A 14801-nucleotide genomic window follows, 5' to 3' on the forward strand; every position below is an offset into this window, starting at 1 on the left:
GACAATGCCTAAGCGATAACCAATCCTTGGCTTCGGTACTTCTTTAGGCATGCCTCCTCGCCAGCGCATCATTCCCATTCGGCGCGACTATAATCGCTGGGTCGCAAACCAGACTTTGGAAGATTATGCGCTGCGCTTTACCGCGAAATCGGCACGGCGATTCTCGAATGATCGCATCTCGCAGACGGCGATCGGGGCGATATCGTTCCTCGCTTTGGAGGCCATAGGCGGTAGCATTACGTTATCGTATGGGACAACCAATGCGCTGATCGCGATATTCGTCGCGTCCATCGCCATCCTCCTCGTCGGCGTGCCGATTTCGCGTTATGCGACCCGGCATGGGGTGGACGTCGATCTCCTCACCCGTGGCGCGAGTTTTGGCTATATCGGCTCCACCGTCACCTCACTGATCTATGCGAGCTTCACCTTCATACTTTTCGCCATAGAAGCCTCGATCATGTCGAGCGCCTTGCAACTGGCTTTCGGTATTCCGCTCTGGATCGGGCACATCATCTCGGCGCTGATCGTTATTCCGCTGGTGACGCATGGGATCAGGATGATCTCGAGTTTTCAGGTGCTGACGCAGCCGATCTGGATCGTGCTCAATGTCCTGCCCTTCATCTTCATCGCCTTCATGGATTGGGAAAAGTTTGATCTCTGGCGCGCCTTTGCCGGGCTTGGTCAGCCAGAGGGTGCGGCGGGGACGATTTCGCCGTTCGATATCGCCAAGTTCGGCGCGGCCTCGGCGGTCATCCTGGCGCTGATGACCCAGATCGGCGAGCAGGTGGACTTCCTGCGCTTCCTGCCGGCCGAGGGGGCGCCGAAGTGGCGGCAGAAGATCGGGATTTTTCTGGCTGGGGCAGGGTGGGTCGTCGTCGGCGCGCCGAAACTGATCGCGGGGTCGTTCCTGGCGTTTCTGGCACTGTCGACCGGCGTGTCGCCGGATCACGCGTCAGAACCCGGTTACATGTATGCCGTGGCCTTCGACTACATGATCCCCAACCAGTTTGTGGCGCTGATGCTGATGGCGGTGTTCGTCGTCGTCAGCCAGCTCAAGATCAATGTGATGAATGCTTATGCTGGGTCGCTGGCCTGGTCGAATTTCTTCTCGCGGCTGACGCATAGCCATCCCGGGCGGGTGGTGTGGCTCTTGTTCAATGTGGCCATCGCGCTGTTGCTGATGGAGCTCGGGATCTATCGGCTGCTTGAAGAGACGCTGGGGATTTTCTCGATCATTGCCATGGCCTGGCTCTGTTCGATTTCTGCCGATCTATTCGTCAATAAACCGCTCGGGTTGGCGCCGCCGGGGATCGAGTTCAAGCGGGCTCATCTCTATGACATCAATCCCGTTGGTGTGGGGTCGATGGTGCTCTCGGTGAGCATTGCGCTGGCCGCGCACTTTGGAGCCTTTGGCGACATGGCTGCGGCGCTGGCGCCTTATATCGCGCTTATCGTCTGCTTCATTGCCTCGCCCGCCATCGCCTGGGCGACCAAGGGGAAATATTATCTGGCGCGCAAACCGCGAAAGTCTTGGCAGTCGAAAACATCGCTGACCTGCTCGATCTGCGAGCATCCATTCGAGCCCGAAGACATGGCCTGGTGCCCGGCCTATGCGGCGCCGATCTGCTCGCTGTGCTGTTCGCTCGATGCGCGCTGCCATGACATGTGCAAGCCGCATGCGCATTTTCGCGCGCAGACGCATGCTGTGGCCTCAAGCGTGTTGCCGCAATGGGCGATCGAGAAGTTGCAGACGCGGCTCGGGCGCTATGGGATTTCCATGGGGATCGCCACGGCGATCCTGGCCAGCATTCTGGCGCTGATTTATTCGTTCGCGAGCCAATCGGCGCCGGAGACGGCGGAGGTAGTGGGCGGAACGCTCTTGGTCGTCTTCTTCGTCTTTGCGGTGGCGGCGGGGATCATGACTTGGTTCCTGGTGTTGGCGCATGACAGCCGCTTGGTCGCCGAAGAAGAGAGCACGCGGCAGAATACGCTGCTGCTCAAGGAAATCGATGCGCACGGAAAGACAGACGCTGAACTCCAGCGCGCCAAGGAGAAGGCCGAGGCGGCCAATCAGGCAAAGTCGCGCTATGTCGTGGGCCTGAGCCACGAGCTTCGCACGCCACTCAATTCGGTGATGGGCTATGCGCAGATCCTCGAGCGCGATCCGGACGTGCCGGAAAACCGGCGCGGATCTGTGCAGGTGATCAAACGCAGCGCCGAGCATCTGTCCGGGCTGATCGATGGGCTCCTCGATATTTCCAAGATTGAGGCAGGGCGGCTGCACGTCTATTCCAACGAGATCAATATCCAGGATTTTCTCGATCAGATCGTCGACATGTTCAGTCTGCAAGCCGCCGCCAAGGGGCTCGAATTCCGGCATGCACGCGCCAAGGCGCTGCCGCTTTATGTGCGGACCGACGAAAAGCGGCTGCGGCAGATTTTGGTCAATCTCCTGTCCAATGCCATAAAGTTCACCCAGTCAGGGCATGTGAACTTTGACGTCGGCTATCGCATGCAGGTGGCAATATTTACGGTGAGCGATACCGGCAGCGGCATTTCCGCTGACGATCTCGACCATATTTTCGAGCCCTTCGTGCGGGGCGAGGCGGAGCATAACCGGTTCACGCCGGGGCTTGGCCTGGGGCTGACCATTACCAAGCTGCTGACCGAGACGCTGGGCGGCGAGATCACCGTTAGGAGTGCTGTGGGTGAGGGGACCCGATTCCAGGCGCGATTGATGCTGTCCAAGGTCGAGCGGCCGGCTTTGCGACGGGCCGACCCGCGACGCATCACGGGCTATATGGGTGCGGCGCGGACTGTCATGGTTGTCGATGACAATGATGATCATCGCGAGCTGGTGCGCGAAATGCTGTCGCCGCTTGGCTTTGTGGTGCTGATGGCGGAGAGCGGATCGGCATGTCTTGATATGCTGGATGCGGCGGAGCCTGATATGTTCTTCGTCGATATTCGGATGCCGGGGATGAGCGGTTGGGAGCTGGTTTCGGCCCTCAGAGCCCGCGCCATTGCCGCGCCGATCGTCATGCTCTCGGCCAATATTGGCGACGGGGCAGGGCCGGCAAGCGCCGATGCCGGGCACAGTGATACGCTCGCCAAGCCATTTGATCTTGCGCAATTGCTCGACAAGATCAACGCGCACCTGGCGCTTGATTGGGTCTATGACGAGGCCGTGTCGGCAGTGCAGGAGGCCGAAAAGCCCCTGCACTCGCCGGGGATCGAGCACTTGCGCGAATTGGCCAATCTGGGGCAAATCGGGCATGTACGGGGGATAGAGGCGAAGTTGGCGGAATTGGCGAACGAGCCAGACAACGCACCGCTTGTCGCCGCGCTGCGCAAGCGGATGGAAACGTTCGACTTCGACGGCTATGCCGATATTTTGGAGCGGGTCGGTCATGAGCCGCATTGAGAAAGACCAGGACATTGTCCTTCTCGTTGACGACTCGCCAGAATCACTTGGCTTTCTGACCGAGGCGCTGGAGGCTGCGGGCGTTACGGTGCTGGTGGCGCGAAGCGGCGAGATGGCGCTCAATATCGTGCAGCGCGTGGTTCCCGATGTCGTCCTTATGGACGCAGTCATGCCGGGGCTCGACGGGTTCGAGACTTGCCAGAGGCTCAAGTCCATGGCGCCGCTGGCGCATGTCCCCGTTATCTTCATGACTGGTCTGACGGAAACCGAGCATATCGTTCACGCGCTCGAAAGCGGTGGGGTCGACTACTTGGCCAAACCGATCAATGTCGATGAATTGCGGGCGCGGATCCGGGTACATCTTGCCAATGCACGGCGGGCGCAAAGCGCGCGGATCGCGCTCGATGCGGCAGGCCGCCATCTCGTCGCCTTTGGTGCCGATGGGACCGTGTTGTGGTCGACGCCGCAAGCAACGAAGCTGCTTGAAAGCTCGAGCCTTGATCTTGGCCGCGCCGATCGACTCTCGCCAGGATTTTTGCACTGGCTGCTCGAACACGGCGATGGCGCGCCGGGCAGTGGTTTCGATCTTGAAATCGAGAGTGGGCCAAATCTGCAATTTTCGTTTCTGGGTCTCGTTGGTGGGGCCGAATATCTGTTCCGGCTGTCGCACGCCCAGGTGGCCGGACAAGAGGATAATCTGCGCCAGCATTTCAGCCTGACCCAACGCGAGAGCGAGGTGTTGCTCTGGATCGCGCGGGGGAAATCGAACCGCGATATCGGCGAGATTTTGGGCCTTAGCCCACGCACCGTGAACAAGCACCTCGAACAGGTCTACACCAAGCTCGGCGTGGAAAATCGCGCCTCCGCGGCGATCAAGGCTATTCAGGCCATGCAGGCGCTCGACCTCTAACGATCCGCGCAGATCCATTCATGTGAACGGTTTAGCGGGAACCCAACAACACATCTGTCGTTGTGCAGACGAACCGCAATTAACGCGGGACGGGAAATCGTCGCGATCGCTATCGCGGCATGAAAATCGGTTGCGGCGAGGAGGCTGACGCTCCTTCTTGTAGCTCCCGATGGGGCGCGGAACTTCGGTTCCGCGCCTTTTTTGTTCGCCGTCTTACTTTAAAATTTCCAATATTTAAAATCGTTAACCAGTTCATTTTTGTGTAAGTGTTAGTGCGGAACTAGAAGGCGATTTGAATCGTCCCTTCTATGCGGCAATTGGTCGCTAAGATGGAGACGAGTTATGAAAACATCCAAATTTTCGTTGCTTCCTCTGGTCTTGCTTGCGAGTGCAGTAGTACCTGCACACGGCCAGAACTTGCTTGGTGTCATCGGGGCTAGTGGTGAGAATGCTCTCATCACGATTGGCTCCGGCGACGCGTCAGATACCGGCCTCGTCAATGTTGGCGTTGGCGGGGGAAATCAGGTCCTCGATGTTCAAGTCGGTGGCCAACATTCCGATATCGCGCGGACCACTGTCGGGGTCGGTGGCGATAGTCTAGTCGATGCCAATGCGGGCCTGTTGAACGATACTGTGAAAGCCAATGCCACTGTGGGCGGTAGCAGTCTCGCAAATGTGGGCGTGACGATCGGCAATCCGGGAACGCCGGGGAATCCTGGCAACCCGGGGAATCCCGGTAACCCAGGTAACCCTGGCAATCCCGGTAACCCTGGTGGACCGGGCACGATGTTCCCGCCCTCTTTGTCTGCATCCAATGGCGGGAACATGCCGAGCTGCAGCGGGACCAACCCGCGCGAGGTCGAACGCCTGATCCGCAACACGCAGATCGGCGGCAGCTGGCAGAGCGCCAGCAATGTCACGATCCGTCGGGTCGACCTCTGCCCGGAACTGCAGGCCTGGCTTGCTGCCGCCCTGCAGGGTTCGAACCTGCGGTCGGCCATTGCTTCGGACAGCCTACTCAGCGCTTCGCTCGATCGCTCGTCCTATAACACCGATCGTGTGTTTGCGGTCCAGCAGCGCGGCAACCAGTTGACGATGTTCGTTTACTGATCCGACGAGGTGGGCCGTGCGCGGCCCACCTTCTCAAGTGGTGCGAAAGACCGCATAACGGCTCTGCGCGGCGCTTGTCACAAAACTGCAATCCGGTTGTGGCCAATGGAGCCGCACCCGGAGGGACCCGCTGTGAACGACTTCGACCAAAACGCGCGTTTCGAGCAATTCGAGGCTGAACTCAACCGCATCCGCGCCGAGATCACCGACAGTTTCGACGAAGAACTCGAACTACAGTTCGAAGACGACCAGCTTGAAGCCTTAGCCGAAGACGGCGAGCGCGCCGGTCGAAAGTCCCTCGACCGCAATGTCTATTTCCGCGAACTGTTTCGCCTGCAGCACGAACTCGTGCGGCTGCAAGACTGGATTGTGCATAATAAACTGAAGGTTGCGGTCATTTTCGAAGGCCGCGATTCTGCCGGCAAGGGCGGGGCGATCAAGCGCATCACCCAGCGGCTCAATCCGCGCGTTTGCCGCGTCGTCGCGCTTCCCGCGCCATCCGACCGAGAAAAGACCCAATGGTATTTCCAGCGCTATGTGCCGCACCTGCCGGCGGCTGGCGAAATGGTGCTGTTCGATCGCTCCTGGTACAATCGTGCGGGCGTCGAGCGTGTCATGGGGTTCTGCAATCCCGACGAACTGGAAGAGTTCTTCCGTACGGTGCCCGAATTCGAAAAGATGCTGATCCGCTCGGGGATCATCCTGATAAAATTCTGGTTCTCCATCACCAATGAAGAACAGGAATTCCGCTTCCGCATGCGCATCCAAGATCCGCTGAAGCAATGGAAACTATCGCCCATGGACATGGAATCACGCCGCCATTGGGAGGATTATACCAAGGCCAAGGAAGATATGTTGGCGCGGACCCACACGGAAGATTCGCCCTGGTGGGTGGTGCAGGCCGACGACAAGAAGCGCGCACGCCTCAACTGCATCGCCCATCTTCTTGAAGCTATTCCCTATGCCGAAGTGCCCAAGCAGGAAGTCGTGCTGCCCGAGCGCATCCGCCATCCTGACTATCACCGTGGACCCGTGCCGCAGGATATGTATGTGAAGTCGATCTACTAAAGCGCAACGACTTGCCTGCGCTGGCTGAAAAGTCGAAAATGCTGGCGCAGCAAGTCGGAGACCGGTTTTGGCCGAAACCAGCGATATCGTGGGCGGTGGGCCCAAGAAGGTTCTTTATACGCTTTCCACCATCAGCAAGATCGGGGTGGGCAAGGCGGCCAAAGCGCTGACGGCCAAGAATACCTGCAAGGCCTGTGCCTATGGCATGGGTGGCCAGCATGGCGGCATGACCAACGAACTCGATGAGTTTCCCTCGGTCTGCAACAAGTCGGTCCAGGCGCAATCGACCGATATCCAGCCGGCCATTCCTGAGCCGGTGTTTCAGCACACGATTGCGGAACTGGCCGAACTTTCGGGGCGTGAAATGGAGCGTCTGGGGCGGCTCGGCACGCCGCTATTCCGGCGGACGGGATCGGATCGGTTTGAGCCATTGGATTGGGAAGCGGCGCTTGATCATGCCGCGCATCGGCTAGCCGAGACCGATCCGCAGCGGACGTTCTTTTATTCGTCGGGCCGCTCGTCCAATGAGGCCGGGTTTCTGTTCCAACTTCTGGCGCGGGCCTATGGGACGAACAACGTCAACAACTGCTCCTATTATTGCCACCAGGCGACGAGCGAAGGGCTGGCGACTACGATCGGCAAGGGTACGGCGACGGTCGAGCTTGAGGACCTGACGGGCGCGGACCTGATCTTCGTTATCGGGGCCAATCCATCGTCGAACCATCCGCGCTTCATCCACATGCTCAAGAACTGCCGCGAGCGCGGCGGGCAGGTGATCGTCATCAATCCGGCCAAGGAGCCGGGGCTGGTGAGGTTTTCCGTGCCGAAATCGCCCCTCTCCATGCTCAAAGGCGGCAGCGAGATCGCGTCGGATTATCTGCAGCCGCGCATCGGCTCGGACATTGCGCTCCTCAAGGGACTGGTGAAGGCGGTGCTGGAGCAGGGTGCGGAGGACGCGGATTTTATCGCTCGGCATGGGGCGGATTTTGAGGCGTTCGCGCAGGATATCTCGGCGCTGACTTGGGATGAGGTGGTTGCGGCCACTGGTATTGCGCAGAGCGATATCGAGCGCGTCGCGGCGGCCTATGGGCGCTCGAAGGCGGCGGTGTTCGCTTGGGGCATGGGCATGACCCACCATGTTCATGGCACGGCCAATGTCGAGGCCATCGCCAATCTGGCGCTTGTCCGCGGCATGATCGGCAAGCGGTTTGCAGGGCTTTTGCCGCTGCGTGGGCATTCCAATGTGCAGGGGATCGGCACGATCGGGGTGAAGCCTGTGCTGGCCAAAGATGTGCTCAAGCGCATGGAAGAGGTGTTTGGCGTCAGCTTTCCGGAAGAAAAAGGCCTCGATACCATGGCCTGCCTCAAGCGGGCTGAGGCCGGTGAGGTAGATGCGGCCGTGATCATGGGCGGCAATCTTTGGGCTGCGACGCCGAACACGGGCTTCTCGACCCGCGCCATGGGCGCTATCGGGTTCAAGCTCTTTCTCACGACGACGCTCAATCAGGGCCATGTCCATGGGCTGGGCGAGGGCGAGGTGATGATCCTGCCCGTGACGGCACGCGACGAGGAATGGGAGTCGACGACGCAGGAATCGATGTTCAACTTCGTGCGTCTCTCCGATGGCGGTATCAAGCGCATCGGTACGGTACGGCCGGAAAGCTGGATCCTGGGGCAGTTGGGCAAGCGCATGCTGCCCGGTTCACCGATCGATTTCTATGCCTTCTCGGGCCATGCCAAACTGCGCGACGCCATCGCTGCGATCGTACCGGGCATGGAAGAGCTGGCGGACATCGATGTCGCCAAGCGCGAATTCCACATCCGCAATCGCGTGCTGCATGTGCCCGAGTTCGGCACGGCGGACGGGCGCGCGCATTTCGTGGTGACACCGATCCCGCAGCGGCAGGCCGGGGAGTTGATGCTCGCCTCGGTGCGTAGCGAGGGGCAGTTCAATTCGATCATCTACGAAGAAACCGACAGCTATCGCGGCAAGGCGGGACGCTATGCCGTGTTTCTCAGTGCGGGCGATATGGAGGCACGCGGACTGAGCGAGGGGCAAAGGGTGCGGGTTCGCTCTTCAGTGGGCGAGATGGAGGGCGTCGCGACGCGCTTTGATCTGCCGGCAGGCTCGGTGCTGGCCTATTATCCGGAGGCCAATGTGCTGATCGGCACCGAGGTCGATCCGCGTAGCAAAACGCCGGCGTTCAAGTCGGTGCCGGTGAGTGTTGTGGCGGCGTAGAGTTATCTAACCATCACTAAGCCACCGGGTGTCATCCCGGCCTTGAGCCGGGATCCATCTTGAGATCTCAGGATGGGCCTCGGCCTTCGCCGGGGTGACAGCCGATGGTTGGGCTACTTCGCAGCGTCCTCTTCTTTGGCGCCGGGGCCGACGATCAGGACGCTTGGCTCGGCTTCGAAAATGCGCTTGGCGACGGCTTGGACTTGTTCGGCCGTGACAGCCTCGATCGATTGCTGGCGCTCCACCACGTAGTCGAGGGGAAGGCCTTCGATCTGCTGGCTAACCATGGTCGTGGCGATAGCGACCGAAGAGCGGAGCTGATTGATCGGATAGGCGCCGACGAGATAGCGCTTGGTGCGTTCGAGCGCTGCCGGATCGGGACCGTCCGCCGCCATCTTGGCGAGGGTCGTCCGCATCACCTCGATGGCCTCGTTGGCCTGATCGGGGCGGGTCGAGGTGCCGATGGTGAGCGCTTCGGCCTCGGCCAGATTGACGAGGCCACCGGACACGCCATAGCTGAGGCCGCGCTTTTCGCGCACTTCGACATTGAGCTCGGAGAGTAGACTGCCACCGGCCAGCATTTCGGTCATGACGAAGGCGGGGAAGTAGTCCGGGTCGGTTTCGACCACGCCGGGATAGGCGAGGTTGATTGAAGTCTGCGGCAGAGGATAGTCCACCGCAACTTCCTGGCCGAAGCTGAGGGGCGCCGGGGGGATTTCAGCCAGCTTTGGCTCAGCCGGAAGCTTGCTAAAGATCGCGTCGATCATCTTGCCTGCGGCTGCTTCATCGAGTGCGCCGACAATGCCGACCTTGAGCGTCTTGCGGGCAAAAATATCCTTGTGGAACTGGCGCAGGTCGTCCGCCGTGATTGTCTTCAGGCTTGCCTCTGTGCCTTCGAGCGGGCGCGCATATGGATGATTGCCGAAGAGCGTTTCGTTCCACAACCGGCCGGCGGCATAGCCGGGGTCCTGCTTGCGGGCGGCGAGACCGGCGAGGATCTGGTCGCGCATGCGATCGATTGCCGATTGGTCGAAGCGCGGTTCGTTGACGGCCAGCGCCAGCAGATTGGTCGCGTCATCCTTCTGATCGGTCAGCATGCGAGCAAAGCCGGCGAAATAGTCAAAATTGGCGGAAAAGCCCATTTCGAGGCCAGCTTCATCGAGCTTGATCTGGAAAGCGTCACTATCGAGGTCGCCGGCGCCTTCATCGAACAGCGAGGACATCAGCGTTGCAAGGCCCACCTTGTCGGTCGGGTCCTGTGCGGCGCCCCCTTCGAAGGCAAAGCCGATTGTGACGATGGGAACGGTATAGTCTTCGACCATCCAGGCTTCGATGCCGCCGGGGGAGGTGATGGACTTGAAGGCCACCTCGGCCTGGGCCGGCAGGGCAAGGGCGAGCGCGAGGAGCGGCGCCACCAGTGCGGGCAGGGCGCGACGGGTATTCTTGAAAATCGCGATCATGGCTTGGTCTCCGCGGCAGGAGGCAACAGGTAGCCCGTCACCGCAACGGCAGGGCGCAGATATTTGACGGCAACGGCTTTGACCTGTTCGGGCGTTACCGCGCGGATGCGATCGGGCCAGAGCGCGACGTCTTCAACCGAGCGTTCGGTCGTCAGCCACGTGCCATAGGTCTGGGCCATGGCAGACTGATCGTCCTGGGCGAAAATCGTGCTGCGGATGAAGCGGGTTTTGACGCGCTCGAGCTCGGCCTCGGAAATTCCGTTGGCGATCAGTTCGTCCACCTCGGTTGCAACGGCCTTTTCGAGATCGTCGAGCGTATTGCCGGGGCGCGGCACGCCATAGAGCGTGAAGGTGCCATCGTCGAGGGCGCTGCCCCCATAGGCGGCGCCGACCTGGGCGGCCATGCCGGTCTTGACGACAAGCGCCTGATACAGCCGGCTCTGCGGCCCATCGCTCAGAATGGCGGAGAGCACGTCGAGGGCCTCCGCCTCGCCGTTTTCGGCCTGGCGATAGCTCGGGACGAGCCAGGAGCGCGCGAAGTTCGGCAGCGAGACGCGGGCGTCTTCAAGGGTAACGGTGCGGCTCGTGGTAGCAGCCGGCTCCTCGGGGCGGTGGCGTGGCGGCAGGTCCGGACCGCGTTCGACCTTGCCATAGGTGGTCTCGGCCATTGCCTTAACGGCTTCGGCATCGACATCGCCAGCTACGATGACGAGCGCATTGTTGGGCGCGTAAAAGCGATCATAAAAGGCCAGCGCGTCTTCGCGGCTCAGCGTTTCGATCTCGTGTTCCCAGCCGATGACCGGAATACGATAGGGGTGGTTCTGGTAGAGCGTGGCGTTGACCGCTTCGGAGAGAATGGTCCGCGGCTGGGAATCGACGCGCTGGCGCCGCTCGTCGAGGACCACGGCGCGCTCGGAATCGATGACTTCGGGAGCCAGCACGAGGTTCCTCATGCGGTCGGCCTCGATATCCATCATCTCGGCGAGCGCATCGGGCGGGACGGTCTGGAAATAGACGGTCACATCGGCATTGGTGAAGGCGTTGGTTTCCCCGCCAAGTTCGTTGACCTTGCTTTCGAGCGTTCCGGCCGGATATTTCGCCGTCCCCTTGAACATCAGGTGTTCAAGGAAATGCGCGACGCCCGATTGCCCCGCCGGATCGTCGGCGGCGCCCGTGCGATACCACACCATATGGGTCACGACCGGCGCGCGCCGATCGGGAATCACCACGAGTTCAAGTCCATTTTCGAGCATGAAGTGGCTCACCGTAGGCAGCGGAGTTTCCTCAGCTGCCACGGGCAGGGCCGTGAATAGGGCGGCCACAAGGGCAATCATCGGGCGGTGCATGGTTCGGCGCGTTCTCCGTCGGTGGATTTGGCGGCGGCGAGGTTATCCAGATCGGACACAAGCGCAACCGGCAATCCCGTTGCTTATGAAACGATCACGTGTGATCGCCATGAACGCGCACAAGCGCAGATATTGGGCGTGATGATCAAACAACGGGCAGGCTTGGACGTGCTAAATATTTGGGATAGAACAAATATTTACGCAGTGCTTACCATGAGTTGTTAGACTCAATTACAGTCCATCGCGCTGTTCCGAGAATTCCATGTCCAAGCCGGAAGTCCCCGCTTCTCCACGCGCCATGCGCATCGTGATGGACGGCATCAGCCGCGAACTCCATACTTACTCGATCGGCAATCAGCAGATCGTCAAACAAACCAAGCTCCTGGCGGTCAATGCCATTATCGAGGCGGCGCGGGCAGGCGATGCGGGCAAGGGGTTTGCCGTCGTCGCCAATGAAGTCCAGCGGCTCGCTGATAGCGCCGCCGATATCGCGGCGCGGTTTCAGGATGTGCTGGCTGGAAGGCTCAGCATGGGCCGGACCATGTCGGGTACGCTTGTCGATGAAATGGAAGGCGCGCGGCTGACCGATCTGGCGCAGACCCTCGTCCAGCTCATTGTCCGCAATCTCTATGAGCGGACGGCGGACGTGCGCTGGTGGGCGACGGACACGGCCTTTTGGCAAGCGCTGGCGGGTGACGATGCTGCGGCGCGCGATTTTGCCGGTCAGCGGCTCGCAGCGATAAACCGGTTCTATTCGGTCTATTCCGATCTGGTGCTGGCGGACGCGCGGGGCAGGGTGATCGCGAGCGCCAATTCCGCCTTTTCACGCACTATCATTGGCGCGGATTTCTCGCGCGAAACCTGGTTTCGCGAAGCCCTGAAAACGCGGGCGGGCGACGAGTACGCTGTGGGCGAGGTGATGGAAAGCCCGCACCACGATCGCCGCGAAGTGCTGGTCTATTCGACCGCCGTGCGCAGCAATGGCCGCAATGATGGATCGGCCGTCGGCGCGCTCGGCGTCTATTTCGACTGGCAGGCGCAGGGCCGCTCCATCGTCGAGACCGAAGCAGCCTTGCCGCCACAGGTCGCCGAACGAACCGAGGTGATGCTGATAGATGCCAAGGGCCGTGTTATCGCGACCACGCGGCCGCAAAACCGTTTCAGCACATTTTCCCTCCAGAACAATGGCGCCAAGCGCGGCAGTTACCTCTCGCCCAATGGCGATATTGTCGCCTTCGCCCAGACGCTTGGATATCAGGAATATGATGGCCTCGGCTGGTGGGGCGTCATCGTGCAGCGCACCGATTCCGACGACGCGCTGAGGCGCCAGCTCGGGATGGACCGGGGCTGAAAGCAGCCATACAGAGCATCATCGCGCGGAATGACAGGTTCGTGCCCGTTGCTCCCGAATGCTGCTTGCCCTACATAGGCGCCAACTCCCGAAACACCGTCGAAGAGGTTCTTCGCCTATGGCCCGCCAGTTCATCTATCACATGCACGGAATGTCGAAGTCCTATGCGGGCGGCAAGAAGGTGCTCGATAACATCCACCTCTCCTTCTACCCCGATGCCAAGATCGGCATTCTCGGGCCGAATGGCTCGGGTAAATCGACGCTCCTCAAGATCATGGCCGGCATCGACACCGAATTTTCTGGCGAAGCCTGGGCGGCCGATGGCGCCAAGGTCGGCTATCTGCCGCAGGAGCCGCAGCTCGATCCGACGCTGAACGTGCTCGGCAACGTCATGATCGGCGTCAAGGAAAAGAAGGCCATCGTCGACCGGTACAACGAGTTGATGATGGAATACTCGGACGAGACGGCCGACGAAGCCTCCAAGCTCCAGGACCAGATCGACGCGCAGAACCTGTGGGATCTGGAATCGCAGGTCGAAGTCGCCATGGAAGCTCTCGGCTGCCCTCCGGGCGACGCCGAAGTCACCAATCTTTCGGGTGGCGAAAAGCGTCGCGTGGCGCTGTGTGCGCTGCTGCTGTCCAAGCCCGACCTGCTGCTGCTCGACGAACCGACCAACCATCTCGACGCCGAAACCACCGCATGGCTCGAACGCCACCTGCGCGAATTCGAAGGCGCCGTGCTGATCATTACCCACGACCGCTACTTCCTCGACAATGTCACGGGCTGGATTCTCGAGCTCGATCGCGGTCGCGGCGTGCCCTATGAAGGCAACTACTCAGCCTATCTCGATGCCAAGGCCAAGCGCTTTGCGCAGGAAAAGAGCGAAGACGCAGCGCGTGCAAAAGTGCTCGAGCGTGAACGCGAATGGATGGGCCAGAGCCCGCAGGCGCGCCAGTCCAAGTCCAAGGCCCGTCTCAAGGCCTATGACGAATTGGTCAAGATCAACGACGCCCGCACCCAGTCGCACACGGCGCAGATCATCATTCCGCCCGGCGAGCGCTTGGGCCACAACGTCATTGACGTCGAGAACATCTCGAAGTCGTTCGGCGATCGCGTGCTGATCGAAAACCTCAGCTTCAAGCTGCCGCCCGGCGGCATTGTCGGCATCATCGGGCCCAACGGTGCGGGCAAGACCACGCTGTTCAAGATGCTTACCGGCCAGGAGAAGCCCGATAGCGGCTCCGTCACGGTCGCTGAAAACGTGCACCTCGGCTATGTCGACCAGAGCCGCGATACGCTGAGCGCCAACAAGACCGTTTGGGAAGAAATCTCGGGCGGCGACGAAGTGCTGATGCTCGGCAAGCGCGAAATGAACTCGCGCGCTTACACGTCCACCTTCAATTTCAAGGGCGGCGATCAGCAGCAGAAGGTCGGCAATCTTTCGGGTGGCCAGCGCAACCGCGTGCACCTTGCCAAGATGCTGAAGTCGGGGTCGAACGTGCTGCTCCTTGACGAGCCGACCAACGATCTCGACACCGAAACCCTTGCAGCCCTCGAAGAAGCGCTCGAGGAATTCGCCGGCTGCGCCGTGATCATCAGCCACGATCGCATGTTCCTCGATCGTCTGGCGACCCACATGTTGGCCTTTGAAGGCGACAGCCATGTCGAATGGTTCGAAGGCAACTTCCAGGACTACGAAGCGGACAAGGTCCGTCGTCTCGGCGCCGACGCGGTGAACCCGAAGCGGGCGACGTACAAGCCGCTGACGCGGTAATGAGCAAGAGGCGCGGTGAGAACCGCGCCTTTTTCTTTAGCGCCTGAGGATAATCTTTTCTCTTTGGCCGACCGATTAGGCCATTTTTGTCTTATCGCCGAGACATTTGGGCCGTCCTC

General features: G+C 60.6%; 9 protein-coding genes. 7 read left to right on the forward strand and 2 right to left on the reverse strand.

What is annotated here, in order from left to right:
• The first annotated feature begins 49 nt into the window (after positions 1-49).
• From ASG47_RS16105 to ASG47_RS16125, 5 genes are all read left to right on the forward strand, one after another.
• Positions 50-3424, forward strand: a complete 3375-nt coding sequence (locus ASG47_RS16105) for an ATP-binding protein (RefSeq protein ID WP_061910909.1) — start codon at positions 50-52, stop codon at positions 3422-3424.
• Positions 3411-4334 (forward strand): response regulator, encoded by a 924-nt coding sequence (locus tag ASG47_RS16110; protein ID WP_061910911.1) that lies wholly within the window; start codon positions 3411-3413, stop codon positions 4332-4334. Before ASG47_RS16105 ends, ASG47_RS16110 begins: the two co-directional genes overlap by 14 nt.
• A 342-nt stretch (positions 4335-4676) precedes the next feature.
• Positions 4677-5444 (forward strand): hypothetical protein, encoded by a 768-nt coding sequence (locus tag ASG47_RS20950; protein ID WP_200940957.1) that lies wholly within the window; start codon positions 4677-4679, stop codon positions 5442-5444.
• Positions 5445-5576: 132 nt separating this feature from the next.
• A complete protein-coding gene (gene ppk2, locus ASG47_RS16120) occupies positions 5577-6512 on the forward strand; it encodes a polyphosphate kinase 2 (protein WP_061910915.1) in 936 nt (311 codons plus the stop codon).
• Positions 6513-6579: 67 nt separating this feature from the next.
• A complete protein-coding gene (locus ASG47_RS16125) occupies positions 6580-8751 on the forward strand; it encodes an FdhF/YdeP family oxidoreductase (RefSeq protein ID WP_061910917.1) in 2172 nt (723 codons plus the stop codon).
• A 113-nt stretch (positions 8752-8864) separates the two neighbouring features.
• Here the strand turns inward: ASG47_RS16125 and ASG47_RS16130 are convergent, their stop codons facing one another.
• Positions 8865-10211, reverse strand: a complete 1347-nt coding sequence (locus ASG47_RS16130) for a M16 family metallopeptidase (RefSeq protein WP_061910919.1) — start codon at positions 10209-10211, stop codon at positions 8865-8867.
• Positions 10208-11557 carry a M16 family metallopeptidase gene (locus ASG47_RS16135; protein ID WP_061910921.1) on the reverse strand — a complete coding sequence of 450 codons (1350 nt, stop codon included), beginning with the start codon at positions 11555-11557 and terminating at the stop codon, positions 10208-10210. The genes ASG47_RS16130 and ASG47_RS16135 overlap by 4 nt, the downstream gene beginning before the upstream one ends.
• Before the next feature lie 262 nt (positions 11558-11819).
• On the opposite strand from ASG47_RS16135, the gene ASG47_RS16140 reads away from it, so the two are divergent.
• Both ASG47_RS16140 and ettA read left to right on the forward strand, forming a co-directional pair.
• Positions 11820-12908 carry a cache domain-containing protein gene (locus ASG47_RS16140; protein WP_061910923.1) on the forward strand — a complete coding sequence of 363 codons (1089 nt, stop codon included), beginning with the start codon at positions 11820-11822 and terminating at the stop codon, positions 12906-12908.
• Between the two features lie 118 nt (positions 12909-13026).
• On the forward strand, positions 13027-14682 hold the full coding sequence (gene ettA, locus ASG47_RS16145) for an energy-dependent translational throttle protein EttA (RefSeq protein WP_061910925.1): 1656 nt from the start codon (positions 13027-13029) through the stop codon (positions 14680-14682).
• Positions 14683-14801 lie beyond the last annotated feature (119 nt).

Origin of the sequence: Devosia sp. Leaf420 (genome assembly GCF_001425445.1) — a bacterium.
GTDB lineage: Bacteria > Pseudomonadota > Alphaproteobacteria > Rhizobiales > Devosiaceae > Devosia.

Coding starts and splice junctions, on each gene's coding strand:
- ASG47_RS20950 (WP_200940957.1), top strand. CDS start 4,677: ATGAAAACATCCAAATTTTCGTTGCTTCCTCTGGTCTTGCTTGCGAGT.
- ASG47_RS16130 (WP_061910919.1), bottom strand. CDS start 10,211: ATGATCGCGATTTTCAAGAATACCCGTCGCGCCCTGCCCGCACTGGTG.
- ASG47_RS16110 (WP_061910911.1), top strand. CDS start 3,411: ATGAGCCGCATTGAGAAAGACCAGGACATTGTCCTTCTCGTTGACGAC.
- ASG47_RS16140 (WP_061910923.1), top strand. CDS start 11,820: ATGTCCAAGCCGGAAGTCCCCGCTTCTCCACGCGCCATGCGCATCGTG.
- ASG47_RS16105 (WP_061910909.1), top strand. CDS start 50: ATGCCTCCTCGCCAGCGCATCATTCCCATTCGGCGCGACTATAATCGC.
- ettA (WP_061910925.1), top strand. CDS start 13,027: ATGGCCCGCCAGTTCATCTATCACATGCACGGAATGTCGAAGTCCTAT.
- ASG47_RS16135 (WP_061910921.1), bottom strand. CDS start 11,557: ATGCACCGCCCGATGATTGCCCTTGTGGCCGCCCTATTCACGGCCCTG.